This window comes from Streptomyces sp. NPDC003032 (genome assembly GCF_053591415.1).
The window spans coordinates 21,546-45,327 of record NZ_JBSFTT010000013.1; the positions used below are offsets into that span (position 1 = coordinate 21,546).

Sequence of the window (23,782 nt, forward strand, 5' to 3'; positions counted from 1 at the left end):
CAGGACGCCCGCCCACCCACACCCCCCATCTGCTCCGGATCCGCCCCGGTTATCCGTGCTGTGCGACCCTGCGCCGCTCGGAATCCCGGTCGAAGGAGCCCTGGCAGGAGTCCGCGGCCCGCGCCTCCGCGCGGCGGATCGACTTGGACGGCCACCAGGTGGCGCGGCCCAGCAGGAGCAGCGCCGCCGGCAGGATCATGACGCGGATCACGAACGCGTCGAGCAGGACGGCCGCCGCGAGGACGAAGCCCATCTGCTTCATCTCCAGGATGTGCAGCATCACGAAGCTCGCGAAGACGGTGACCATGACGATCGCCGCGCTGGTGACGATCTTGGCGGAGGACGCGATGCCGTCGAGGACCGCCTGCCGGGTGGGTACGCCGTTCAGGGCGGCCTCGCGGATCCGGCTGACCACGAAGACCTGGTAGTCCATCGAGAGCCCGAAGAGGATCACGAAGAGGAAGAGCGGTACGCGCGAGGAGATCCCGCCGAGCGAGACGAAGGAGAGCAGCTCCTCGGCCCACTCGCCCTGGAAGACGAGGACGAGCAGTCCGAGCGCGGAGCCGACGGACAGCAGATTGAGGACGACGCCGAGCAGTCCGAGGACGACGGAGCGGAAGGCGTAGACCGTCATGGCGAAGGTCATCAGGAGCAGGAAGCCGAGGACGAGCGGCAGCTTCTGGTTCTGGTGCTGTACGTAGTCGACGCCTCGCGGCACTTCGCCGGTGACGGCCGTCTCGACGCCGGGCAGCTTGCCGACGGTCGCGGGCAGGTAGTCGTCGCGCAGGTGGGCGAGTGAGTCCTCGGCCTTCTCCGAGTACGTCGGGTGCGGGGCGTTCAGCTCCAGGGTCGTGGTCCTGCGGTCCTCGGAGGAGCGCAGGAGCGGAGCACCGGAGCGGTGGCCGGAGAAGAGCGGGTCCGCCTGCGCCTCCCGGTCCAGTGCCGTCAGCGCCTCCCGTACATCGGCGGCCTGCGCGGCCTCGGCGCGCACCACGACGAGGTGGCGGACGCGCTGCTCCGGGAAGGCGTCGAGCAGCCTGTCGTACCCCTGCATCGCGGGGATGTCACGCGAGAAGCTGTCCCGCGCCGGATTCTTGAGGTTCATGTTCAGCGCGGGCAGGGCGAGTCCCAGCATGACCAGGACCGACAGGCACAGGGTGAGCGCGGGGCGCTTGCGGGCGGGTGCGAGCAGGGCGTTCCAGACGCGGCCGGGCTTCTTCTCGCCGTGGGCGTACGTCCGTACCGGCTTGCCCTTCGCGAGGCGCTTGGCTTGCCGGCGTTCCGTGCGCCGCCCGAGCTTGACCAGCAGCGCCGGCAGCACCGTCACCGAGCTGACCACGGCCGCGGCGACGACCAGGATGGTTCCGGTGGCGAGCGAGTCGAAGATGACGTCACCGGCGAGGTAGAGCGCGGTGGTGGAGACGATCACGGCGAGCCCGGAGACGACGATCGCGCGCCCGGCCGTCGCGGCGGCGGCCTCGACGAGCGCCTCCGAACTGAGGCGGCCGCCCGCCCGCGCCCGTTCCTCGCGCTCCCGCTTGAGGTAGAAGAGCGTGTAGTCGACGCCGACGGCCATGCCGATGAGCAGGATCATGCTCATCCCGACGCCGGTGTCGGGCAGCAGGTGCGAGGCCAGCATCGCCAGGCCCATGGTCGCCATGATCGAGGTGATCGCGAGCAGCAGCGGCACGCCGACCATGACGACCGAGCCGAAGACCACGGCCAGCGTGACCAGGGTGATCGGCAGTGTGATCGCCTCGGAGAACTTCAGGTCCTTGTTGCGCTGGTCGTCGACGCCCTTGCTCACGGAGGCGTCGCCGGTCTCCTCGATCACCAGGCCGGGGTGGGCCTTCGCGGCCTCCTCGGTCTGGGCCCGGAGCGCGGGGACCCTCTTCTGGTCGTCCTGCTCGGAGCCGTTCAGCTCCACCGGCACCCGCACGACGCGTCCATCGGCGGAACGCACCGGGGCCGCGACCGAGGCGACCTCGGGCAGGGCCTTCATCCGGGCGGTGATGTCCTTGACCGCGGCGTCGGCCGCCGCCCTGTCCAGCGGGCCCGACGCGGCCCGGATCAGCACCTGTTCCGTGGACCGCAGCTGGACGCCGCCCTCGGTCGCCAGGGCCTCCGCCCGGCCCGCCTCGCCGACGCGGAAGTCCGCGCTGGTGGCGCTGTTCATGCCGGCGGCGATCCCGCCCCCGAGGCACAGCGCCACGAAGACCAGCCAGCCGATGACCGCCCGCCATGGGTGCAGCGCGCTCCATCGTGCCGCGCGCACCGTGACCGATCGCCCGCTCCTGCTTTTCCCGCCCCTGGTCATGTCCGTCCACCCCTTCGTCCTTCATGTGTAAGTGGAGACTGACAGGTGAAGGTTCAAGCCGTCAACCGTAAGAGTTGGTGTAACGGGCGGGGTCCGTGCGGGGTTTGACAGCCGTTCCCGTCATGCGTAAGCCTTGGCTGACAGGTATCGGTATCGGCACCAGCGCGAAGGCGGACCATGGACAGCGAGGAGCTCCTGGCTTTTCTCGCGGCGGTCGGCCACGCCCAGCGCATCCGGATCATCGGCGAGCTCTCGTCCGGCCAGCTGTACGTCAGCGAACTGGCCCGGCGACTCGGGGTGTCCCGCCCCCTGCTCTACATGCACCTCGAACGCATGGAGAAGGCAGGCCTCGTCGTCGGCCGCCTGGAACTCTCCGACGACGGCAAGGCGCTCAAGTACTTCGAACTCGCACCGTTCGACGTGCGGTTGAACGTGGATACGATCACCGCGGCCGTCCGCGAGGGTCAGACGGGCGACGACGAACAGCACTCAGCAAAGGGGACGCCCTAATGGACGATGTGATCATCCCGGTCGCATTTTTCCTGATACTCGCCGGCGCGATCGTCGCCGTCGCCTACTTCCAGACCCAGCGCAACCGCGAGCGCGACCGGCAGTACGCCGAGGCCATGCACGAGTACCGCGCAGCGGTCGAACGCGCCAGGTCGGAGCAGGAGGCGACCCGCCTGCAGCTCGTCGAACTCGGCCACCGGCTGCAGAATGTCGAAGGTCTGCTGCGCAGCGTGGACTGAAGCCGGGGCCGACCCTTCCGGCGGGTGCACGGGGGTGCCCCGCGCGGACCGCGCGTGTGTAGCTTGGGCTCCGGTCTGAGACGCTTTTACCGTTCAGCCTGTTCAGCCTGAGCACAGAGTATTGACACAGCCGGAAGGACGGTCGTGCACATCGTCATCATGGGCTGCGGGAGAGTCGGTTCCGCTCTCGCGCAGACCCTGGAACAACAGGGGCACACGGTCGCCGTGGTCGACCAGGACCCCACGGCCTTCCGCCGTCTGGGCTCCGGATTCGGCGGCCGCCGCGTCACCGGTGTCGGCTTCGACCAGGACACCCTGCGCGAGGCCGGCATCGAGGAGGCGGGCGCCTTCGCCGCCGTCAGCAGCGGCGACAACTCGAACATCATCGCCGCACGGGTCGCCCGCGAGATGTTCGGCATCGAGAACGTCGCGGCCCGCATCTACGACCCGCGCCGCGCCGAGGTCTACCAGCGCCTCGGCATCCCCACGGTCGCCACGGTCCGCTGGACAGCCGACCAGATGCTGCGCCGCCTGCTCCCCTCGGGTGCCGAGCCGCTGTGGCGCGACCCCACCGGCGGCGTACAGCTCGCCGAGGTGCACGCGTCCGAGGCCTGGATCGGGCACAAGATCAGTCAGCTCCAGGAGGAGACCGGCGTACGTGTGGCCTTCCTCACCCGGCTGGGCGAGGCGGTCCTGCCGACCTCGCAGACGGTTCTGCAGGAGGGCGACCTGGTGCACGTGATGATGCGCACCGATCAGGTCGACAAGGTCGAAGCGGCGTTCGCCGAAGGCCCCGAGGAGGGCGGTCACTGATGAGGGTCGCCATTGCCGGAGCCGGCGCGGTGGGCCGTTCCATCGCCGGTGAGCTCCTGGAGAACGGTCACGAGATCCTTCTCATCGACAAGGCGCCGACCGCCATCTCGGTCGAGCGCGTCCCGCAGGCCGAGTGGCTGCTCGCCGACGCCTGCGAGATCACCTCCCTCGACGAGGCCGCGCTCCAGCGCTGCAACGTCGTGATCGCCGCGACCGGCGACGACAAGGTCAACCTCGTCGTCTCCCTGCTCGCCAAGACGGAGTACGGCGTCCCGCGGGTCGTCGCCCGTGTGAACAACCCCAAGAACGAGTGGCTCTTCAACGAGTCCTGGGGCGTCGACGTCGCCGTCTCCACGCCGCGTCTGATGTCCGCGCTCGTCGAGGAGGCGGTGAGCGTCGGCGACCTCGTGCGGCTGCTGCGCTTCAGCCACGGCGACGCGAACCTCGTCGAGCTGACACTGCCGCCCGAGTCCGCCCTCGCGGGCACGCTGGTCGGCGACGTCCAGTGGCCCGAGGACACCTCGCTGGTGACGATCATCCGCGGCACGCGTGTGCTGGCGCCGACCCCGGACGACTCCCTGGAGGCGGGCGACGAGCTTCTCTTCGTAGCGGCTCAGGCGCGCGAGGAGCAGCTGGAGGATCTGCTGTCGGTGCGGCGGGAAGACCCCGTGAGCTGACGGTTTTCGCGGTACGCAGATGGGGGGCACCCGGTAAGTCACCGGGCGCCCCCCATGCTCTTGTCTGCGGGCTCGTCGTGGCTTGTCGCGCCCACGCGGCGGAGCCGCACATGTCACAGCCCCGCGCCCCCTTACGGGGCGCCCCGCTGGGCCTGCGCCGCGGCCTCGCGCTCCTTCTCCGCCTTCTCGGCGGCCTCCATCTCCGCGAACACGTCGATGGGCGGCGGGGCCTTCGCCAGGAAGAGCCAGGTGAGGTAGACGGCGAGCAGGAACGGCGGGATCTTCAGGGCGACCAGGACCCAGCCGAACTGCGTGGTGTCCGCCCACCAGTACAGCGGGAAGAGGATCGCGCACTTGGCGAGCAGAATGAGGCCCCAGGCCCAGCTGGCCTTCGCGTACGCCTTCTTGCGGCCGGGGTTGCGGGTGCGCCAGGAGAGGTTCTCCTTGAAGACCGGGCCGAGGATCAGGCCGATCAGGGGGACGCCCGCGATGGTCGTGATGATGTAGGCCAGGGCCAGGCCCAGGGTGTAGAGCATGCCCGGCAGGTAGAAGTCCTTGGCGTTGCCGGTCATCATCGCGAAGACCACGCCGAAGGCGACCCCGAAGACGCCGCTGAAGGCGTGCTTGACGGTGTCCTTCATGACCAGGCGGACCACCACGAGCACTAGGGACACCGCGAGGGCCGCGATGGCCGACATGTGCAGGTCCTTGTTGACCGTGAAGATGGTCACGAAGAGCAGGCCGGGAACGACCGTCTCCACCATGCCCCGCACGCCGCCGAAGGCTTCGAAGAGCGCTGCCTCGGTCACGGCCCTGGAATCGGCGGCCTGATCCGCGTTCCCTTGGTCCGTCGGCTTGTCGAGGGACGTCACCGGCTACTCCCGTCCGAGGGGTCTGAGTTCGTATTTGGGGTTGAAGAGCACTCGGCGGCCCCGGCTCATCGAGATCCGGCCCGACGCGATCAGCTTGCGCCCCGGTTCTATCCCCACGATGGAGCGCCTGCCCAGCCACACCACGTCCAGCGCCGCTGAGCCGTCGAACAGCTCGGCCTCCAGCGCGGGGACCCCGGCGCGTGGTCGCAGGGTGACCGTGCGCAAGGTACCAGTAACGGTGACTATCTGGCGGTCCTGACAGTCGCCGATGCGGACGCAGCCCGCGGTCTCGGCGTCTTCACGCAGCTCCTCCGACTCCAGATCCTCCTGGGAGGAGGACAGCCGGTCGAGCATGCGCCGGAAACGGCCTGCCGGCTTTTCGGAACCAGGAACAGCACTCATACAGAAAGCGTACCGGGGGGTGCCGACACTGAGGAGAGGGGTGCGCTCATCTGTGCTTATGCCCGCTCACGGACGAGTTCAACGCTCGAAGCGGTACCCCATCCCCGGCTCCGTGATGAAGTGCCGCGGGTGCGCCGGATCCGCCTCCAGCTTGCGGCGCAGCTGCGCCATGTAGACGCGCAGGTAGTTGGTCTCCGTGCCGTAGGAGGGGCCCCACACCTCCTGGAGCAGCTGTTTCTGGCTGACCAGGCGGCCGGTGTTGCGTACGAGCACCTCCAGGAGGTGCCACTCGGTGGGAGTGAGGCGTACGTCGCGGCCGTGGCGGTTGACCTTCTTCGCGGCGAGGTCGACGGAGAAGTCCTCCGTGTCGACCATGACGTCGTCCTCGCCCGCGCCGACGGGCTCGGCCCTGCGGACGGCCGCGCGCAGCCGGGCCAGGAGCTCGTCCATGCCGAACGGCTTGGTCACGTAGTCGTCGGCGCCCGCGTCCAGGGCCTCGACCTTCTCGTCCGAGCTGTGCCGCGCGGACAGGACGAGGATCGGTACGCGCGTCCAGCCGCGCAGGCCCCTGATGACCTCCACGCCGTCCATGTCGGGCAGACCGAGGTCGAGCACGATCACGTCGGGGTGGCGGGCGGCGGCCAGCTGGAGCGCCGTGGCGCCGTCGGGGGCCGCGTCCACCTCGTACTTGCGCGCCTTCAGGTTGATCACGAGGGCGCGTACGATCTGCGGCTCGTCGTCGACCACGAGCACCCGGGTCATGCCGGCCTGCCTTTCTGACTTCTGGTTCGGGGTCACTGGGTGACCTGGGCGGGGACATCGGGGAGACCGGCGAGGCCCGTGGGACCGGGGAGGCCGTCGCGGTCCGGCGGGCGCCCGGCCACCGCCCGCAGGGTGAGGACCATGGTGAGGCCGCCGCCGGGGGTGTCCTCGGCGGCGAGGGTGCCGCCCATGGCCTCGGCGAAGCCCCGGGCGACGGCGAGGCCGAGGCCCACGCCCGCGCCGCGCGGAGCGTCACCGTAGCGCTGGAAGGGCGCGAAGATGCGGTCCTTGGCGGTATCGGGGACGCCGGGGCCGCGGTCCACGACGCGGACCTCGACGCGCTCGCCCAGTGCGCTGGCGGAGACCTTGACGGGCTCGCCCTCGGGGGCGTACTTCACGGCGTTCTCGACGATGTTCGCGACCGCCCGCTCCAGCAGGCCCTTGTCGACGGCGACCATCGGCAGCGTCTCGGGGATGTCCAGCTCCGCGCTGCCGTCGGGGACGCCGCCGAGCGCCATGGGGACGACCTCGTCCAGGTCGATCTCGCGGATCAGCGGGGTGACGGTGCCGGTCTGCAGCCGCGACATGTCTAGGAGGTTGCCCACGAGGTGTTCCAGGCGGTCGGCGCCGTCCTCGATGCCCGCGAGGAGTTCGGCCTCGTCCTCCTCGGACCACTCGACGTCGTCGGAGCGCAGCGAGGACACGGCCGCCTTGATGCCCGCCAGAGGCGTACGGAGGTCATGGCTGACGGCGGCGAGCAGCGCGGTGCGGATGCGGTTGCCCTCGGCGAGGGTGCGGGCCTGGTCGGCCTCGGACTTCAGGCGCTGGCGGTCCAGGACGACGGCGGCCTGCGCGGCGAACGCGGCGAGGACGCGGCGGTCGGCGGCGGGCAGGACGCGGCCGGACAGGGCGAGGGCCATGTGGTCGCCGACCGGCACGTCCACGTCGGCGTCCTCGGGGCGGCCCGGCGGGCGGCCGTCGCCGACGCTGCCCGCGCAGGTCCAGGGCTCGTTGTCGCCCGCGCGCTCCAGGAGCACCACTGACTCCATGGCGAAGGTCTCGCGGACCCGCTCCAGGAGTGCTTCGAGGCTCGTCTCGCCGCGCAGCACGCTGCCCGCGAGGAAGGAGAGTATCTCCGACTCGGCGCGCAGCCGGGCGGCCTGGTGGGTGCGGCGGGCGGCGAGGTCCACCACCGAGGCGACGGACACCGCGACGCCCACGAAGACGGCGATCGCGACGATGTTCTTGTTGTTGGAGACCGTCCACAGGTGCAGCGGTGGCGTGAAGTAGTAGTTGAGGAGCAGCGAACCGACGGCCGCCGACGCTAGGGCCGGCAGGAGACCGCCGAGCAGCGCGGAGGCCACCGTCAGCGTCAGGAACAGCAGCATGTCGTTGGCGAGGCCGAGGTCGGCGTCGACGTGGGTGAGCAGCAGGGTCAGGAGGACGGGTCCCGCGGCGCCCACCAGCCAGCCCCAGGTGATCCGGGAGCGGCCCAGGCGCGCGCCGCGGGCGACGGGCAGCCCGCGCCCCTTGGCGACCTCGCCGTGGGTGACGATGTGCACGTCCAGGTCGGGCCCCGAATCGCGGGCGACGGTCGCGCCGACGCCGGGCCCGAAGACGTACTGCCAGGTCTTGCGGCGCGACGAGCCGAGGACGATCTGGGTGGCGTTGACGCCGCGCGCGAAGTCGAGCAGGGCGGCCGGTATGTCGTCGCCTATGACGTGGTGGAAGGTGCCGCCGAGGTCTTCGACCAGGGTGCGCTGGACGGCGAGTTCCTTGGGCGAGGCGGCGGTCAGGCCGTCGCTGCGGGCTATGTAGACGGCGAGGATCTCGCTGCCGGAGCCCTTGGCGGCCATGCGCGACGCGCGCCTGATCAGGGTGCGGCCTTCGGGGCCGCCGGTGAGTCCGACGACGATGCGCTCGCGGGCCTGCCAGGTGGAGCGGATGTTGTGCTCGCCCCGGTACTGCTGGAGGTACTCGTCGACGCGGTCGGCGACCCACAGCAGCGCGAGTTCGCGCAGGGCGGTGAGGTTGCCGGGCCGGAAGTAGTTGGAGAGGGAGGCGTCGATGCGGTCGGGCTTGTAGATGTTGCCGTGTGCCATGCGGCGGCGCAGCGCCTGGGGCGACATGTCGACCAGCTCGATCTGGTCGGCGCGGCGCACCACCTCGTCCGGCACGGTCTCGCGCTGGCGCACGCCGGTGATCGACTCGACGACGTCGCCGAGGGACTCCAGGTGCTGGATGTTGACGGTCGAGACGACGTCGATGCCCGCCGCGAGCAGCTCCTCCACGTCCTGCCAGCGCTTGGCGTTGCGGGAGCCGGGGACGTTGGTGTGGGCCAGTTCGTCGACCAGGGCGACGGCGGGGGCGCGCTCCAGGACGGCGTCGACGTCCATCTCGGTGAAGGCCGTGCCGCGGTACTCCAGGTCCCTGCGGGGCACCTGTTCGAGGCCGTGCAGCATCACCTCGGTGCGCGGCCGGTCGTGGTGCTCCACGAAGCCGACCACGCAGTCGGTGCCGCGCTCGACGCGCCGGTGGGCCTCGGAGAGCATCGCGTACGTCTTGCCGACGCCCGGTGCAGCACCGAGGTAGATCCGAAGCTTGCCGCGTGCCATGGCCCCATTGTCTTCCTGAAACGACTGTGTACGCAGCGGACGACTGTGTACGCAGCGTCGACCCTACGGCCAACAATTCCGGCATTACGGGCGAGGGGGTGTGGGGCCGGTGTCCTTGACATAACCCTGATGCGTGCTGATCTGCCCGTCGCTCAGCTCCAGGACCCGATCGGCGAGAGCGAGGAGCGCCGCGTCGTGCGTGGCCACCAGCGCGGTGACGCCCTCGCTGCGGACGACCGCGCGCAGCAGCTCCATCACGGCGAGCCCGGTCTCCGCGTCGAGTTGTCCGGTGGGTTCGTCGGCGATCAGCAGGGCGGGCCGGTTGGCGAGGGCGCGGGCGATCGCCACGCGCTGCTGCTGTCCTCCGGAGAGTTCGCCGGGCCGCTGCCGGGCGTGGTCCGCGAGGCCGACGAGGGCGAGCAGCAGGGCGACCCGCTCCTCCCGCGCGCGGGGGTCGGTCCTCGTCAGCCGCAGCGGGACGCCGACGTTCTCGGCGGCGGTGAGGATGGGGATGAGCCCGAAGGACTGGAAGACGAAGCCCAGGCGGTCGCGGCGCAGCTCAAGGAGGCCCCTCTCGCCGAGGCCGACGAGCTCCACGCCGTCCACGGTGATCTTCCCCCGGTCGGGGGTGTCGAGCCCGCCGACGAGGTTGAGCAGGGTCGTCTTGCCGGAGCCGGAGCGCCCCTTGAGGGCGAGGAGTTCGCCGCGCGGGACGGTGAGGGAGACACCGCGCAGGGCGTGCACGGCGGCCGCCCCGGTGCCGTACGTCCGGTGCAGATCCTCTACGACGACCATGGCTTCTGGCACCTCGCGAGTATCGTCACCGGCCGCCCGGCCCGGCAAGGCCCGGACGGGCGGCTTCGGTCAGCCGGGGTTGCCCGCGTGCGTCAGGGTCTCCCAGGCGACGAAGAGGTTGTTGGACCCCGCCGGGCGGTTCTGCTCGGTGAGCCGCCGGGTGTTGGTCATGGCATGGCCGAGGCGGCCGGCGAGCGCGTTGTGGCCGACCTCGGTGACGGGGCCGAGCCCGCGGTGGACCGATCCGCCGCAGAGTGAGCCGGGCGGGGCCTCACCCAGCTCGTACTTGGCGTGGAAGCCGAGCCCGTGCCGCAGCCGCTCGCCGACGTCGGTCAAGTAGAGGTCCTGGCCCTGAACGCGGCTGGTCTCGGCGACGTGGGAGATGGCGGAGAGGCCGTACCCGGTGTGGGTGAAGTCGCGGCAGGTCTCCTGGGTGAGTCCGGTGGTGAAGGTGCCCTGCCCCTGCCAGTACTTGACGATCTTCTCGCGGGTGTCGAGGTTCTGGCTCGGCACGGTCCTCGGCAGCGGGCCGTCGGAGGCGAGATAGACGTACGCGGCCGTGCGCGTGCGGAACTTGGCCATCGCCTTGTCGTACGACGCCTTGTCCTCCAGGAAGACGGAGATGCCGATGGCGGCCTCCATCATCGACAGCTCCCAGTTGCCGTTGGAGTTCGAGCCGTTGATGACCTCGGGGAGGTAGACGGTGCGCAGCATCGTGGCGAAGCGTCCGGAGTTCGCCCAGTTCCCGGTGTACGTGTACTTGATGATCTCGGCGGCGCGCGGCCAGCTGGAGCCGGACCAGCCGCTCTGGAGCGGGGCGTTGCTGTTGGTGTGGTCCTTGATGGTGGCCGACCAGGCGTCCATCAGCTCGATGGACTTCCTCGCGTAGCGGTCGTCACGGGTGACGTACCAGGCGAGGGCCGTGGTGTACGCGGCGATCGCGTCCTCGCGCTCGTCGGTGCAGCCGTGGTTGGGGTTGGAGTAGCTGCCGCACTCGACGACCGCGCGGGGCTTCGGGGTGCGTGACAGGGAGGCGTACTTGCTGCCCATCATCTGGTCGTAGGCGGACTTCCAGGGCTGGGCGCCCGCGGTGACCTTCTCGCGGGCGAAGTCCAACTGGCCGCGGGAGACGGCCACTCCGGGGTGGACGAAATCCGTGGGTGCGGCGTCGGCGCTCTTCGCCCCGGGCCCGGCCATGAGCCCGGCGATCAGGGCGGCCAGTACGGGGGTGAGGGCAACCGACATAGGGGCGTCCGGCATGAGAGCATCCGTTCTCGTATGTGAACGTGAAGTACCTTCCTGAACGCGCGCGTTGGGCCGTGACCATAGGTACGGACCTGCCCTCCGTCAAGGTGTGGCGGCAGAACTCCTACTCGGGAGCCTCCCGGCCCTCGGACGCCCCGCCGCCGCCCCCCGCCCCATCCGACCACACCCCCACATGATCCGGCTCCGCCGTCAACCGCACCCGCCCCCGCAACCCGTACCGCTCCACATACTCCCCCGGCAGCTGCAACCGCCCCGCCCGGTCCAGAACCGTGAACTCCTCGCCGTCACCGCCCCGTTCACGGAGCGTCTCCGTAGAGGTACGTCCGTCACGGATGCGTACGGTGCGGCGGACCTGTTCGGAGACGAGCGGGTCGTGCGTGACGACCAGGACGGTCGCGCCGAGTTCCTCGTTGGCGCGGCGCAGGGCCGCGAAGACGTCCTCGCCACTGGCCGTGTCCAGTTCGCCGGTGGGCTCGTCGGCGAGCAGCACGCGCGGGGAGTTGGCGGTGGCGACCGCGACGGCGACGCGCTGCTGTTCACCGCCGGAGAGCTCGGCGGGCCGCCGGTCGCGGCAGTGCGCGACGCCGAGCACGCCGAGCAGTTCGGCGGCCTTCTCCTGGCGCGTACGACGCGGCACGCGCGCGTACTTCATCGGCAGCGCCACGTTCTCCAGTGCGGTCAGGTACGGCAGGAGGTTGCGTCCGGTCTGCTGCCAGACGAAGCCGACGGTGCTCCTGCGGTAGCCGAGGCGCTCGCGGCGCCCCATGGCGAGCAGGTCGTGTCCCGCGACCTTCGCGCGGCCCGCGGTGGGCAGGTCGAGCCCCGACAGGATCGACAGGAGCGTCGACTTGCCCGACCCCGACGCCCCGACCAGGGCCACGCACTCGCCCTCGGCCACGACGAGGTCGAGGCCCTGGAGCGCCTGCACCTCGACCTCTTCGGTGCGGTAGACGCGGACGAGGTTGTCGCAGACGACCAGGCCCTCGTCGCCCGCGGGCCGGCGCCCGGCGCGGGCCCGCGCCTCCAGACCGGCCAGTTCGCTCACGGCGGTCCGGCGGGACGCTTCAGTCATCGGTTCTCCCCAGTCGCAGGACGGCACCGAGCCCTCGGCGGCGCCCGAGCCAGGTCTCCACGGCCACCGCGGCTGCGACCAGAAGACAGAGTCCCGCCCCCAGGGCCGCGGTGAACAGCGCGTCGACGCGACGGTCGGGCGCGGTGGGTCCGCCGGTGAACTCCCGCAGGTCAAGGGCGGGTCCGAGCAGCGCGGGCAGCGTGAGACCGAGCGCGACGCCGCCCGCGACGGCCGCGAGCACCATGGGCAGCAGTTGCAGCAGGTGCAGCGCGGAGGTGGCGCGCCCGCCGAGGCCGAGGGTGCGCAGGTGGGCGGCGGTGTGCCCGCGCGCGGGAGCGGACAGCAGCAGTTCGAGGACGAGGGCGGTCAGCGCGAGGAGCACGGCGAGGGCGGTACAGGCGGTGTACGCCGTGGACACCGCGCCGATCAGCCCGTCGTCCTCGGCCTCGGCCTGCTCCTCGGCACGGATGCGGAGTTCGCCGGTGGCGGCCCCGGGGGCGGCGCGCGGCACGAGGGAGCGCAGCGCCTCGGCGTCCAGGCGCTCGCCGTACAGCAGCAGCACCGACTCCTCGTACTCCGGGACGGCGAAGGTCTTGAGGTCCCTGTTGTCGGCGAGGAGCAGCCGCTGCCGTGCCTCGGTGGCGCCGCGTACGGGCCCCAGCGCCCGGTCGCGCCCCACGTCTTCGGGCAGCGGCCCCACGACCCGCAGCCGCACCTCCTGGCCGTGCCGCGTGAAGGTGAGCAGATCCCCGGCGTGCCCTTCGGAGGCGAGCACCCGGATGTCCGCGCCCCCGCCGCCGCGCGTGAGCCCGGCCCTGGTCAGCGCGCGAGCGGCGGCCGAGTCCCTCGCCGCCTTGCGCAGCTTCACCGCGTCCACGCCGATCAGGCTGGAGATCCCGTACCGCCCCCCGTCCGTACCGCTCACGGGGTCGACCCGCAGCTGCCGCACCGCCACCGTTTCCCGCACCCCACGCGCGCGTGCCAGCCGCTCGGCCATGCCGGGGTCGCGCCCCGCCCCCAGGAAGGAGGCGTCGGCACCCACCTGCCAGGCCGCCGCGGAGCGCCGCCCCTCCGTCAGCGTCCCGGAGACAAGGCCTCCGAAGACGGCACCGGAGAGCGTCACCACGAGGACGAGCAGCGCGAGCCCGCGCGCGGGAGCCTCCTTCGCGGCGCGGGAGAGCGCGACAAGCATCACGATCCCGCGCCCCCGGGCCGACCAGCGCGCCACCAGCCGCACCGGCCAGGGATAGCACCGCACCAGCACGGCGACCGCGGCGAGCCCGAGCAGCACGGGCACGGCGGCGAGCAGCGGATCGGGGCCCGCGGCCCCCTCCGTGCCCCGCGCCCGCAGCGCGACCACGCCGGCCGCGGCGAGCAGCAGCACGACCGCCTCGGCGACCAGCCGCCGCCCGGCCCGCCTCGGCGCCCGGTCGCGCAGCACCGCCCGGTCCCGCACCGCACCCCACGTGAGAGCGGGCAGCAGCAGCCAGCAGAGCACCGCGACAACGAGGCCATGGCGGTACGCGGGTGAACTCCCCGGCACCGCACCGGCGACCACGCAGCCGCCACCGAACCCGAGCGCCACGGCCGGCGCGCTCCACACGGCGCGCCCCAGGGCGACCCCCGACGCCGAGGCCCCCCGCGCACGCAGCAGCCTGTCCGCGTCGAGCCGTCGGCGCACCACCAGCAACGACGTCACGACGACAGCGGCGATTCCCACCCCGAGCAGCGAGGCCGAGGCGAACGAGATCACCACCGTGGCCTGGCGCCACCGTCGCTGGAACTCCTCGAAGACAGCGGGGAGTTCGGTGGCGGTCTCCAGTTCCGTGGCGGGATGGACGCCGATGACGCACAATTTTCCGCCGTACACGCCGAATTGGCAGTAGGCCTCCCGTGCGGCGAGCGGAAAGCGGGCCATGGCCCGCCGAAAGTCCCGCGGTTCCCCCACGAAGCGGGTGGCCGCCGCGGCGTCCGGCTCCAGCCGCATGTTCCAGTGGACGGTCAGCTCGGCGTCCGCCTGGTTCTGCAGGATCTCGACACCGCGAGGCGCGATCAGCGCAGCGGCATCCGGGCCGCTCCCGGCCGCACCGGGCAACGGCCGTACCAACGAGGGCTGCTCGGTCCAGAGCCGCCGCTCACCCTCGGCCCGGAAGACCCCCGCCACGCGCCCCACAGCGCTCACGTTCTGCAACGCCCCGGCCCCCAGCCGCACCCGCTGCCCGACCCGCAGCTTCAGCGCGTCGCGCGTACGGGTGGACACGGCGAGTTCGACGACCTCTCCCCGCTCACGAGGCGCCCGCCCGGCGACGTACGACTCTGGCCCCGGCGCGTCGGAGGCGTACACCAGCGACAACGCGGCGCCCGCGGCCCGCACGGTGGGAAGCCGGACCCGGGTCGAGTCGTGCACGACCGCGCCCCGCAGCGACCGGGGCGTGGCATTCGCGATGACCTGCGCGTACCGGTCGAGATCCCCCCGGAGATCGCTCTTCGCGCCGAGCCGCACCTCCTCCGGGTCGAACCGCGCGCTGTGCACGACCCCGGGCGCGGCTCGCTGCGCCTGCTCCAACCGCGCCCCGAAGGCCTCGCCGCCGAGCCGCTCCAGCACCCCGGGCCCGGCGCCGGCGACCGCAACCACCACACCGACCAACAGCGCAAGCCCTACCCGCGACCACGCGCGCGTCACGGACAACCACGCACGCGTCACTGAGCCACCCCTCGTGGGCGCGCCACCAGGCCCCCTCACCCGCCCTCCCCCGCCCGGAGCACCCGCGCCAGATCCACCCGCCCCAAGACGCGCGCGGCCCCCGTCACCACCCCGCAGATCACCCCCGCGGTCGCCCCGGCCGTCACCCCCACCCGCACCCACGGCACCTGGGTGACCAGCGGCGGAAAGACCGGCTGCCCCAAGGCGTCCACCGTCACCACCGGCATGATCACCGAAGCGAGCGCGACCCCCAGGGCCGTACCCAGTACCGCCGCCACCGCGGCCAGCGCCAACTGCTCCGTCCACAGGTACGCCGCCAGCTGCCCCCGCCGCACCCCGAGCGCCCGCAGCAGCGCGAACTCCCCCTCCCTGGCCCGCGCCGAGACCGCCGTATGCAGGGCGAACGCGATGACGGCGAAGGCGGGTGCGAGCACCAGGCACAGCGTGAGCGCGCCCCTCGCTCCCCGCCGCAGCGGATCGGCCGCCAACTCCGCCCGGACGTGCGGCACGTCCACGGCCTTCCCCAGCCGCGGATCCTCGCGCACCGCGGCCGGCGCGCCGACCGCGTCCGTCCCCCGCACGCCCACCCACCACATGCTCTCCGCCTCGGGCAGTTCCCCGCCCAAGGCCCACTGGGCGGCCATCGCACGGGAGTCGGCGAGCAGCCGCGGCCGGTCGCGCGGTACGCCCGGCACCGCCGCGATCCGGCCCACGATCTCGACCCGCGCACTCCCGCCCGTGCTCCGCCGGACCGTCACGGTGTCCCCGACCCTGACCGCCCCGGAGCCGAGCAGCGCGTCATCGGCGAGGGCGGGCGCGGCCGGCCGCCCCTTTGCCCGGTCCGTGCCGAGCCGCACGCCCCACGTGGGGTGCTTCAGCCGCCCGTCGGGGCCGCGCAGCACCGCGTCGATGAGCTTGCCCCGGCCGGGCCGGTCGCGGCACAGCACGGGCCCGGGCGCCTCCCCCGAAGCACCCGGCCCCCGCTCCCGCTCTGCCCCGGGGCATCCGGCCGCACGCCGATCCGGCGCGTCGACCCGCAGATCACGCCACCGCGCCTGCCGCGCGAGCCCCGGCACGTGGTCGACGGTCAGCCGGTACGTCCGCCGCACCCGCTCGCCGACCATGCTCAGGTCGATCTGCAGGACGCGTACGTCCCGTCCGCGCACCGGCACCTTCAGCGGTACGGTCCGCGTACGTCCTTCCCTGATCACCACGGAACTCGAACGCGTGAGCCCGTCGCCGTCCTCGAAGTAGACGGTGAGCCGCACCGGTACGACCTCACCGCGCCCGCTGGCGGACATCCGCACGCGGAGCGGCAGTTCCCGCACCCGCGAACCCGCCGCCGCGCCCCGCACCGGAAGCCCATGCTCCGGAATGCCCTTGGCGAGCGGCGCCATCAGCTCACGCACAGGCGAGTCCGCGAGATCGCCTCGCAGGGAAGGCACCGGCCCCCGCTCCGTGTTGACGGCGGTGACGGCCACCGCGTCCTGCCCGACGAACCCCTCCGAGGTGATCACGGGCGTGACGGCCTCGGCGCCCGGCAGCGCCTCGTACGCGGCGCGCCGCTCCGCCGGCGCCACGCCGTCACCCGGTACGACGCGCAGGTCGGCGCCGACCTGGAACGCGGCCTGGTCGCGGTCGCCGCGGTCGAGGACGGCCAGCGCCGTACTGCTGAGCGCGGCGACCGCGAGGGCGAGCGTCACCACCAGGGCGGGCCCGGCGTGCCGTGCCGCGCGCCGCCCGATCTGCCAGCCGCCGAGGGGCAGGACGAGCCCCCTGCCGCGCCGGGCGAGCGGATCGATGACACGGGCGAGCAGCGGCAGGAGCCGCAGGGCGAGCAGCGCGGCCGCCACGGTCATCGCGACGGGCGCGAGGATCAGCACCGGGTCGACGCCACTGCCGCCGGTCACGGGCGAGCGGTACTGCCGCAGCTGCAGCCAGCCGAGGACGGCGACCGCCGCCAGCGCCAGATCCACGCCGAAGCGCTGGGCGCCGGCGAACCGCGCGACCCGCGAACGGAGCCGGGCCACCGCCCGCCGGTCCCGCACGGTCCGTGCGGTGGGCAGCAGCACCGCGGCGCCGTGCGCGGCGACGGCGGCCAGAGCCGCGGTCCACGCCGCGCCCGCCGCCGCCGGGCCGGGCACCTCGCCCTCGATGACCCCGGCCGCCGTGAGGCCGCGCAGCAGCGGGCCCACGAGGAACGGCGCGGCCACCCCCGCGGGCACGGCGACACAGGCCCACTGCCCGGCCGTCGACAGGACGAGCCGCCGGGTGCCCGCCCCGCGCGCGGCCAGCAACGCCAGCTCCGGACGCCGGTGCTCCGCGAGCTGCCGCGCGGTGAGCACCAGGGCGGCCACGGCGAGCGCGGCGAGGAGCGTCGCGGGGACGTAGAGCCCGGCGCGGGCCACGGCGATCGGCGTGGTAAGCCGGTCCAGCGCACGGCGCAGCCCCGCCGACACGGCGATGTCGCCCCCGGAACCATCACCCCGCAGAACGGAAAGCGACGCATCGCTGCCCGCGAACCGCTTCACACGCTCCCGGAGCGCCGCGATGTCCCCCAGCCGCAGCCCGCCCGCGCCGGGCACTCCGAGCCACAGCCGCGTCGCGTTCCGGGCGAGCCCGGGGCTGTCCGTGAACGCCTCGCGCGGTACGAGAGCGATCGAGTCGGGCGTCCCGAACGTGCTGCTCAGCGAGGCCCACATGGCCGGCGCGCGCTCCCCGGCGGCGTACAGCCCTACGACCTTCATCGCCACGAGCCGTTCATCCGCGCCGCGCACCCTGATGCCGTCCCCGGGCCGCACGGCCAGCTCCGCGGCGGCGACCTCCGTCAGCGCGACCTCCACCGCCCCGGCACCGGAGCGCGGCCACCGCCCCGCCCGCAGAGCCGCGTGCCGCCCGGCGCCCTCCACGGCGGCGACGGTGACGGTGGCGTCCTGGTGCGGGTGGCCCGCGGCCTCGGTGACGGAGAGTTCGTCGTTGCGGGCCGCGGGCGCCCGCAGCGCCGACCAGGTGTGATGGGGTACGTCGCCGTAGGTGCGGCCGATGGCGGCGCGGACGGCCCCGTCCAACTCCCGTCCGCCCCTCGCCCGGTGGGGCCCGGCGACCTCGACGACGGCCTCCCGGTCCGCGGCGAGCCGCCGCTGTACCCCGCCCTCCACGGCCTTCTCGGAGAGCGCGGCGAGGGCGGCGAGGACGGTGGCCGCGAGCAGCACGGCGAGCCCGGCGGCCCCCAGGACCAACCCGTGATGCCGACTGCCCCGCACCGCGGCGGGCACCCGCCGTCCCCTCACCGCACCGGTCTCCCCCCGAGTGACCGGCACAGTATGGGCGTACGCGAAAGTGGCCCGCAATGGTCCGGACGAACCGGAACCACCGCGGGCCACAAGGCAGTTGAGCCGCCGTCAGGCCATCAGGACACCGAGGGCGTCAGCGCACCTCGGTGATCTCGGGGCCGCGCTGGAGCTGCCCCATGCCGCCCGAGAAGCGCGAGCCTTCCTGCTGCTCCTGCTGGACGGTGCCCTCGGCGACCATCTGCGCGTCGTCCGGCAGCTTCAGGACGATCGGGTCGCGCGGCGCCATCGGGCCCTCGCCGCGCACGACGACGGTGTCCCGGAAGATCTGCTCAAGCAGCCCGGCGGCCTGTGGCTGCACCGCGCCCTGCCCGGAGATCACCCCGCGCAGGAACCAGCGCGGGCCGTCGACGCCGATGAAGCGCACGACCTGCACGCCCCCCGTGCCGTCCGGCAGCTGCACCGGGACCTGCGCGCGCAGCTCCCAGCCGAGGGGGCCCTCGACCTCGTCGATGACACCGCCCTGCTGCGTGATGCCGGTGGCGATCTCCTCGCGGACCTCGCCCCAGATGCCCTCCTTCTTGGGGGCGGCGAAGCCCTGCAGCTGGATGGCGCTGTCCTGGAGCACGACGGTGGCCGCGACGATCGCGTCGCCCGCGACCTCCACCCGCAGCTCCATGCCCTCGACCCCCGGCACGAAGAGTCCGCCGAGGTCCACCCGGCCCTCGCCGGGCTCGCGGACCTCGGAGATGTCCCAGGGACCGTCGGGACGGGGCTCCGGCTCCAGCCTCACGCGCGAGCGCGTGACGTCGGCCGGCTCATTGCTGTCCACGCCGTCGACGACCTGCTCGTCCGCGCCCGCCGCGTCCTCGGCGGCACTGTCCTTCTTGCGACGTCCGAACACGTCACTGTCCTTCCCGGTCGGATACGACCGATGCGTATCGATTCCCACCCGTTTGTTCGCCCGAACCGACGCCCGAGCCGACGCCCACGGCGGCATGGCCACCGGTGGACCCGAAGCCCCCCTCGGCCCGCGCCGATGCGGGAAGCTCCGCCACCTCCTGGAAGCGCACCTTCTCGACCCGCTGGACGACCAGTTGGGCAATCCGGTCGAAGCGCTCGAACCGCACGGCCTCGCGCGGATCGAGATTCACCACGATCACCTTGATCTCTCCACGGTACCCGGCATCCACCGTCCCCGGGGCATTCACCAGAGCGACACCGCAGCGGGCGGCGAGCCCCGAACGGGGGTGCACGAAGGCCGCGTACCCCGCGGGGAGCGCGATGGACACCCCGGTGGGCAGCACGGCCCGCTCGCCGGGCGCCAGTTCGCACGGTTCCGTCGTCCGCAGATCGGCGCCGGCGTCGCCGGGCCGCGCGTACGACGGCAGCGGTACGTCGGGGTCGACGCGCCTGATCAGCACGTCCAGCTCGGTCAGGTCGTCGTAGGGGGTACGGGACGTCACGGGTTCACCTCGAAGGCGCGGGCGCGCCGGATCTGGTCCGGGTTGTTCATGGCGGCCCGGATCTCCTCCGGGCGGCCGTTGTCGATGAAGTGGTCGACCTTCACCTCGACGAAGAGGGCGTCGGCACGGACCGCGACGGGCCCCTCGGGGCCGCCGATCCGCCCGGTGGCGGTCGAGTAGATCTTCCGTCCGGCGACGGCGGTGACCTCGGCTTCCAGGAACAGCACGGTGCCCAGCGGCACGGGCCGCACGAAGTCGGTCACCAGGCGGCCGGTCACCGCGATCACCCGCAGCAGCCAGTTCAGCGAGCCCAGCGTCTCGTCGAGCGCGGTGGCGAGGACGCCGCCGTGGGCGAGGCCCGGGGCACCCTGGTGCGCCTCCCGCACGGTGAACTCGGCCGTGACGGTCACACCCTCCCCGGCGCGCGCCGCGAGGTGCAGTCCATGCGCCTGCCCTTCGCCACAGCCGAAACAGTGTTCGTAGTGGGCGCCGATCAGCTCGCCGGGAGCGGGCGCGTCGGGGTGGCGGACGGGCGCTATCGCGTCGGCCGGGGGTGTCAGAGCTGCAGATGTACCACTCACAGGCGCAGACCTTACCTCCGCGTCAGCACTCACAGCTCCCCGTGCCAAGCTTGGTTCCATGCAGCCTTACGAAGAACGCCTGACCGCACCCCGTTCGTGGTGGTTCGCCTCGGTCCTGGTGGGTGTCGCGATGGCCCTGATCATGCTGCCGTTCGGCACGCTGCCGCTCCTCGGCGGCCTGGTCGGCGGCACGGCGGTGGCGGCGGTCGTCACGAGCGCGTACGGCTCTGTACGGATCCGCGTGGTCGCCGGCTCGCTGGTCGCGGGCGACGCGAAGATCCCGGTGTCCGCCCTGGGCGAGGCGGAGGTCCTGACGGGCGAGGAGACCCGCGCCTGGCGCTCCTACAAGGCCGACCCGCGCGCCTTCATGCTGCTGCGCGCCTACATCCCCACGGCGCTGCGCGTCACGATCACCGACCCCGACGACCCGACGCCGTACGCGTACATCTCGACGAGGCACCCGCAGGCGCTGGCGGAGGCGCTGGACTCCGTACGGCAGAGCGCCCCGTAAGGGGCCCGCTCAGCGCCCCAGCTCCTTGGGAAGGCCCCCCAACCGCAGCGGATCGTCCGGCGCCTCCAGAGGCGGAAGCTCCGGCAACGCGTCCCACGGCACCTGCCGCTTCCGCAGATCCACCCGGATCTTCGCGGCGAGCTTCTTGGTGTCCCGGCGGTTCATCACCGCCCCGACCGCGGCGCCGACCATGAAGGGCATCAGGTTCGGAAGGTTCCGGACCATCCGCTTCATGATCTGCTGGCGCAGCTCCCGCTTCATCTGGCCGCCCAGGGCGGCGTTGAGGGTCGTGGGCTTCGTCACGTCGACGCCGCGCTCCTGCGTCCACGAGGTCAGGTACGCGGTGCTGCGCTCCTTGAGATTGCCGCCGGGCCGCTGTCCGTAGACCTCGTGCAGCTCGGCGATCAGCTTCAGTTCGATGGCGGCGACGCCGGTGATCTCGGCCGCCAGCTCCGCGGGCATGGCGGGCGGCACGGGCATCATCGCCGCGGCGCCCACACCCGCGCCCACCGTGGACGAGGCGTTGGCCGCACCGGAGACGAGCTTGTCCGCGAGCTGCTCGGGGCCGAGACGCGGGAACTGCTTGCGGAGGGTCGCCAGATCGCGGACCGGAATCCGCGGGGCGTTCTCGATGAGCCGGTCGGCGAGATAGCCGATGCCGGCCTTGGCGCCGCGCCCGCCCTTGCGCACGCCTTCTTTGATTCCGCCCGCGACGGCGGCAACGCGGCCCCGGGACCCGGCTGTCCGAGTGGTCCTGGAGGCCTTGTCGGCCGCCGTCTCGTCCGGCGCCACCTCGAGGGCGTTCGCCGGTTCGAGCGAGGCTTCTCCGTTGAGGGAAGAGCCCCGCTCGTCGTCACGCACGCCGTCGCCCGAGGCGCCGGCTTCGTCCGCTCCGCGCTTGCGGAAACGGCGCTTCCTGGACGGGGTCGAGCCAGTCACGGCCGACCCCGCCTCAGTCGCAGTCGCGGCAGATCGGCTGGCCGTTCTTCTCCCGGGCCAGCTGGCTGCGGTGGTGCACCAGGAAGCAGCTCATGCAGGTGAACTCGTCCTGCTGCTTCGGGAGCACCCGGACGGCGAGCTCCTCGTTGGAAAGGTCCGCGCCGGGCAGTTCGAGGCCCTCGGCGGCCTCGAACTCGTCGACGTCTACTGCTGAGGTCGACTTGTCGTTCCGCCGGGCCTTCAGCTCCTCGATGCTGTCCTCATTGACGTCATCGTCGGTCTTGCGTGGGGTGTCGTAGTCCGTTGCCATGTCGCTCTCCCCCTCTGGGTGTCTGCGGTGTCTCAGCGCACGTAACGCGTGAGGAGCCGGACTTGTGCCCGACCCGAGGCGGAGATTTTGCCTCACATCAAGGTCTGTTACTCAATCGACACCCAACCGCACCCCTGAAGAGGCGGACGGCTTGGATGGCGATGGGGACCGTACACGGTCCGAATGTCGCACTCACGGGCGCCACCCCGTGTACTTCCCGTGATCAAGACCCCCGAAAACCCGCATTTTCCCGGCTTTCCGACGACTTTCGCGATCACGGAGAGTAGAGGGCCGAAAAATCGCCATTGTGATGGATCGCACATGAACTTCCCGGGTTCGAGTCCCCGAAAATTCCGCGCAAAGCGAACACACTGGCGCGTTCGCGGCAGCATCTCAGATGGGTAGCGTGACTCGCATCACGAGGCCACCCCCCTCGCGCGGCTCCGCGATGATACGGCCACCGTGGGCCCGCGCGACCGACCGGGCGATCGACAGGCCGAGCCCGACGCCCTTGTCGCTGCCCGTCCGCTCGGTCCGCAGCCTCCGGAAAGGCTCGAAGAGGTTGTCGATCTCGTACGCGGGCACCACCGGGCCCGTGTTCGACACCACCAGGACCGCCTGACCGTGCTGAGCCTCCGTGGTGACCTCCACCCAGCCCTCGTCCGCCACGTTGTACCTGACGGCGTTCTGGACGAGGTTCAGGGCGATCCGCTCCAGGAGGACGCCGTTGCCCTGCACGACGGCCGGGCCCCGCTCGCCGCGGATCTCCACGCCCTTCGCCTCGGCCTCGGTCCGCACCTGGTCGACGGCGCGGTCCGCGACCTCCGCCAGGTCGACGGGCTTGCGCTCCACGATCTGGTTGTCGCTGCGGGCGAGCAGCAGCAGGCCCTCCACGAGCTGCTCGCTGCGTTCGTTGGTGGCCAGGAGCGTCTTGCCGAGCTGGTGCAGCTCGGGGGGCGCCTCGGGGTCGGAGAGGTGCACCTCCAGGAGCGTGCGGTTGATCGCCAGCGGCGTGCGCAGCTCGTGGGAGGCGTTGCCGACGAACCGCTGCTGTGCGGTGAAGGCCCGCTCCAGGCGGTCCAGCATCTCGTCGAAGGTGTCCGAGAGCTCCTTCAGCTCGTCGTCCGGGCCGTCCAGTTCGATGCGCCGCGTCAGGTCCGTGCCGGCCACCCTGCGGGCGGTACGGGTGATGCGGCCCAGCGGCGAGAGCACGCGGCCCGCCATCGCGTACCCGAAGGCGAAGGCGATCACGGCGAGTCCGAGGAGGGCGAGAAGTGAGCGGCTGAGGAGGTTGTCCAGGGCGTTCTGGCGCATCCTGTTGACGCACTCGTTCAGCGCGGCGTTGACCTGGTCGGCGGGGACCCGGGTGCCCGTCGGCAGGTTGTGACACGTGTCGCTGCTGACCTTGGAGCCGCCCTCGATGGTGAACGGCAGGTCACTGCCCACGTTCAGCGCCTGCGCGGCGAGCAGATAGATGATCGACAGCAGCAGGATGCCCGCGATCAGGAACATGCCGCCGTAGAGCAGCGTGAGCCGTATGCGGATGGTGGGACGCAGCCAGGGGAAGGGTGTTTCGACCTTCCTCGGGTCCCACGTCGGCTTCGGAGGCGCCGCCGGTGGCGCCGGGGTCGCGGCCACCGG

General features: G+C 72.2%; 21 protein-coding genes. 5 read left to right on the forward strand and 16 right to left on the reverse strand.

Annotation, left to right across the window (positions count from 1 at the left end; genetic code table 11):
* Positions 1-49: 49 nt before the first annotated feature.
* Positions 50-2,317, reverse strand: coding sequence for an MMPL family transporter (locus tag ACWDZ7_RS19730; protein ID WP_451798476.1), 2,268 nt, complete (start codon positions 2,315-2,317; stop codon positions 50-52).
* 177 nt (positions 2,318-2,494) lie between these two features.
* On the opposite strand from ACWDZ7_RS19730, the gene ACWDZ7_RS19735 reads away from it, so the two are divergent.
* The 4 genes from ACWDZ7_RS19735 (at position 2,495) to ACWDZ7_RS19750 (ending at position 4,556) form a co-directional block, all read left to right on the forward strand.
* Positions 2,495-2,827, forward strand: a complete 333-nt coding sequence (locus ACWDZ7_RS19735; protein WP_451798477.1) for an ArsR/SmtB family transcription factor — start codon at positions 2,495-2,497, stop codon at positions 2,825-2,827.
* On the forward strand, positions 2,827-3,066 hold the full coding sequence (locus ACWDZ7_RS19740; RefSeq protein ID WP_451798479.1) for a hypothetical protein: 240 nt from the start codon (positions 2,827-2,829) through the stop codon (positions 3,064-3,066). The genes ACWDZ7_RS19735 and ACWDZ7_RS19740 overlap by 1 nt, the downstream gene beginning before the upstream one ends.
* Positions 3,067-3,210: 144 nt before the next feature.
* On the forward strand, positions 3,211-3,879 hold the full coding sequence (locus ACWDZ7_RS19745) for a potassium channel family protein (RefSeq protein ID WP_423589976.1): 669 nt from the start codon (positions 3,211-3,213) through the stop codon (positions 3,877-3,879).
* Complete coding sequence (locus tag ACWDZ7_RS19750; protein ID WP_451515473.1) at positions 3,879-4,556, forward strand: potassium channel family protein; 678 nt, start codon at positions 3,879-3,881, stop codon at positions 4,554-4,556. Before ACWDZ7_RS19745 ends, ACWDZ7_RS19750 begins: the two co-directional genes overlap by 1 nt.
* A gap of 131 nt (positions 4,557-4,687) precedes the next feature.
* On the opposite strand, the gene ACWDZ7_RS19755 is transcribed toward ACWDZ7_RS19750, so the two are convergent.
* From ACWDZ7_RS19755 to ACWDZ7_RS19810, 12 genes are all read right to left on the reverse strand, one after another.
* Entirely contained in the window at positions 4,688-5,428 is a 741-nt protein-coding gene (locus ACWDZ7_RS19755; protein ID WP_451798481.1) for a DUF3159 domain-containing protein, read from the reverse strand.
* 3 nt (positions 5,429-5,431) lie between these two features.
* Positions 5,432-5,830, reverse strand: a complete 399-nt coding sequence (locus ACWDZ7_RS19760) for an OB-fold nucleic acid binding domain-containing protein (protein WP_355804503.1) — start codon at positions 5,828-5,830, stop codon at positions 5,432-5,434.
* Positions 5,831-5,908: 78 nt separating this feature from the next.
* Positions 5,909-6,592, reverse strand: coding sequence for a response regulator (locus tag ACWDZ7_RS19765; protein ID WP_451798483.1), 684 nt, complete (start codon positions 6,590-6,592; stop codon positions 5,909-5,911).
* Positions 6,593-6,624: 32 nt separating this feature from the next.
* Entirely contained in the window at positions 6,625-9,207 is a 2,583-nt protein-coding gene (locus ACWDZ7_RS19770; RefSeq protein WP_451798484.1) for an ATP-binding protein, read from the reverse strand.
* Between the two features lie 84 nt (positions 9,208-9,291).
* Positions 9,292-10,002 carry an ABC transporter ATP-binding protein gene (locus ACWDZ7_RS19775; RefSeq protein WP_451798486.1) on the reverse strand — a complete coding sequence of 237 codons (711 nt, stop codon included), beginning with the start codon at positions 10,000-10,002 and terminating at the stop codon, positions 9,292-9,294.
* Between the two features lie 69 nt (positions 10,003-10,071).
* Positions 10,072-11,262, reverse strand: a complete 1,191-nt coding sequence (locus tag ACWDZ7_RS19780; RefSeq protein WP_451798487.1) for an alginate lyase family protein — start codon at positions 11,260-11,262, stop codon at positions 10,072-10,074.
* A gap of 109 nt (positions 11,263-11,371) precedes the next feature.
* Positions 11,372-12,340 (reverse strand): ABC transporter ATP-binding protein, encoded by a 969-nt coding sequence (locus ACWDZ7_RS19785; protein WP_451798488.1) that lies wholly within the window; start codon positions 12,338-12,340, stop codon positions 11,372-11,374.
* On the reverse strand, positions 12,333-14,975 hold the full coding sequence (locus ACWDZ7_RS19790) for a hypothetical protein (RefSeq protein WP_451798490.1): 2,643 nt from the start codon (positions 14,973-14,975) through the stop codon (positions 12,333-12,335). The genes ACWDZ7_RS19785 and ACWDZ7_RS19790 overlap by 8 nt, the downstream gene beginning before the upstream one ends.
* A 104-nt stretch (positions 14,976-15,079) precedes the next feature.
* The gene (locus ACWDZ7_RS19795) at positions 15,080-18,334 is read right to left on the reverse strand and encodes an FtsX-like permease family protein (protein ID WP_451798492.1); all 3,255 of its coding nucleotides are present in this window, start codon (positions 18,332-18,334) and stop codon (positions 15,080-15,082) included.
* Between the two features lie 136 nt (positions 18,335-18,470).
* Entirely contained in the window at positions 18,471-19,238 is a 768-nt protein-coding gene (locus ACWDZ7_RS19800) for a DUF3710 domain-containing protein (RefSeq protein ID WP_451798493.1), read from the reverse strand.
* A gap of 1 nt (position 19,239) precedes the next feature.
* A complete protein-coding gene (gene dut / locus ACWDZ7_RS19805; protein WP_451798495.1) occupies positions 19,240-19,800 on the reverse strand; it encodes a dUTP diphosphatase in 561 nt (186 codons plus the stop codon).
* The gene (locus tag ACWDZ7_RS19810) at positions 19,797-20,381 is read right to left on the reverse strand and encodes a PaaI family thioesterase (RefSeq protein WP_451798497.1); all 585 of its coding nucleotides are present in this window, start codon (positions 20,379-20,381) and stop codon (positions 19,797-19,799) included. Before ACWDZ7_RS19810 ends, dut begins: the two co-directional genes overlap by 4 nt.
* 58 nt (positions 20,382-20,439) lie before the next feature.
* On the opposite strand from ACWDZ7_RS19810, the gene ACWDZ7_RS19815 reads away from it, so the two are divergent.
* Complete coding sequence (locus tag ACWDZ7_RS19815) at positions 20,440-20,892, forward strand: DUF3093 domain-containing protein (RefSeq protein WP_451798499.1); 453 nt, start codon at positions 20,440-20,442, stop codon at positions 20,890-20,892.
* Between the two features lie 9 nt (positions 20,893-20,901).
* Here the strand turns inward: ACWDZ7_RS19815 and ACWDZ7_RS19820 are convergent, their stop codons facing one another.
* The 3 genes from ACWDZ7_RS19820 to ACWDZ7_RS19830 form a co-directional block, all read right to left on the reverse strand.
* A complete protein-coding gene (locus tag ACWDZ7_RS19820) occupies positions 20,902-21,831 on the reverse strand; it encodes a hypothetical protein (RefSeq protein WP_451798500.1) in 930 nt (309 codons plus the stop codon).
* A gap of 13 nt (positions 21,832-21,844) precedes the next feature.
* The gene (locus ACWDZ7_RS19825; RefSeq protein WP_055544889.1) at positions 21,845-22,141 is read right to left on the reverse strand and encodes a DUF4193 domain-containing protein; all 297 of its coding nucleotides are present in this window, start codon (positions 22,139-22,141) and stop codon (positions 21,845-21,847) included.
* Between the two features lie 393 nt (positions 22,142-22,534).
* Complete coding sequence (locus ACWDZ7_RS19830) at positions 22,535-23,779, reverse strand: sensor histidine kinase (RefSeq protein ID WP_451798502.1); 1,245 nt, start codon at positions 23,777-23,779, stop codon at positions 22,535-22,537.
* Positions 23,780-23,782: the final 3 nt, after the last annotated feature.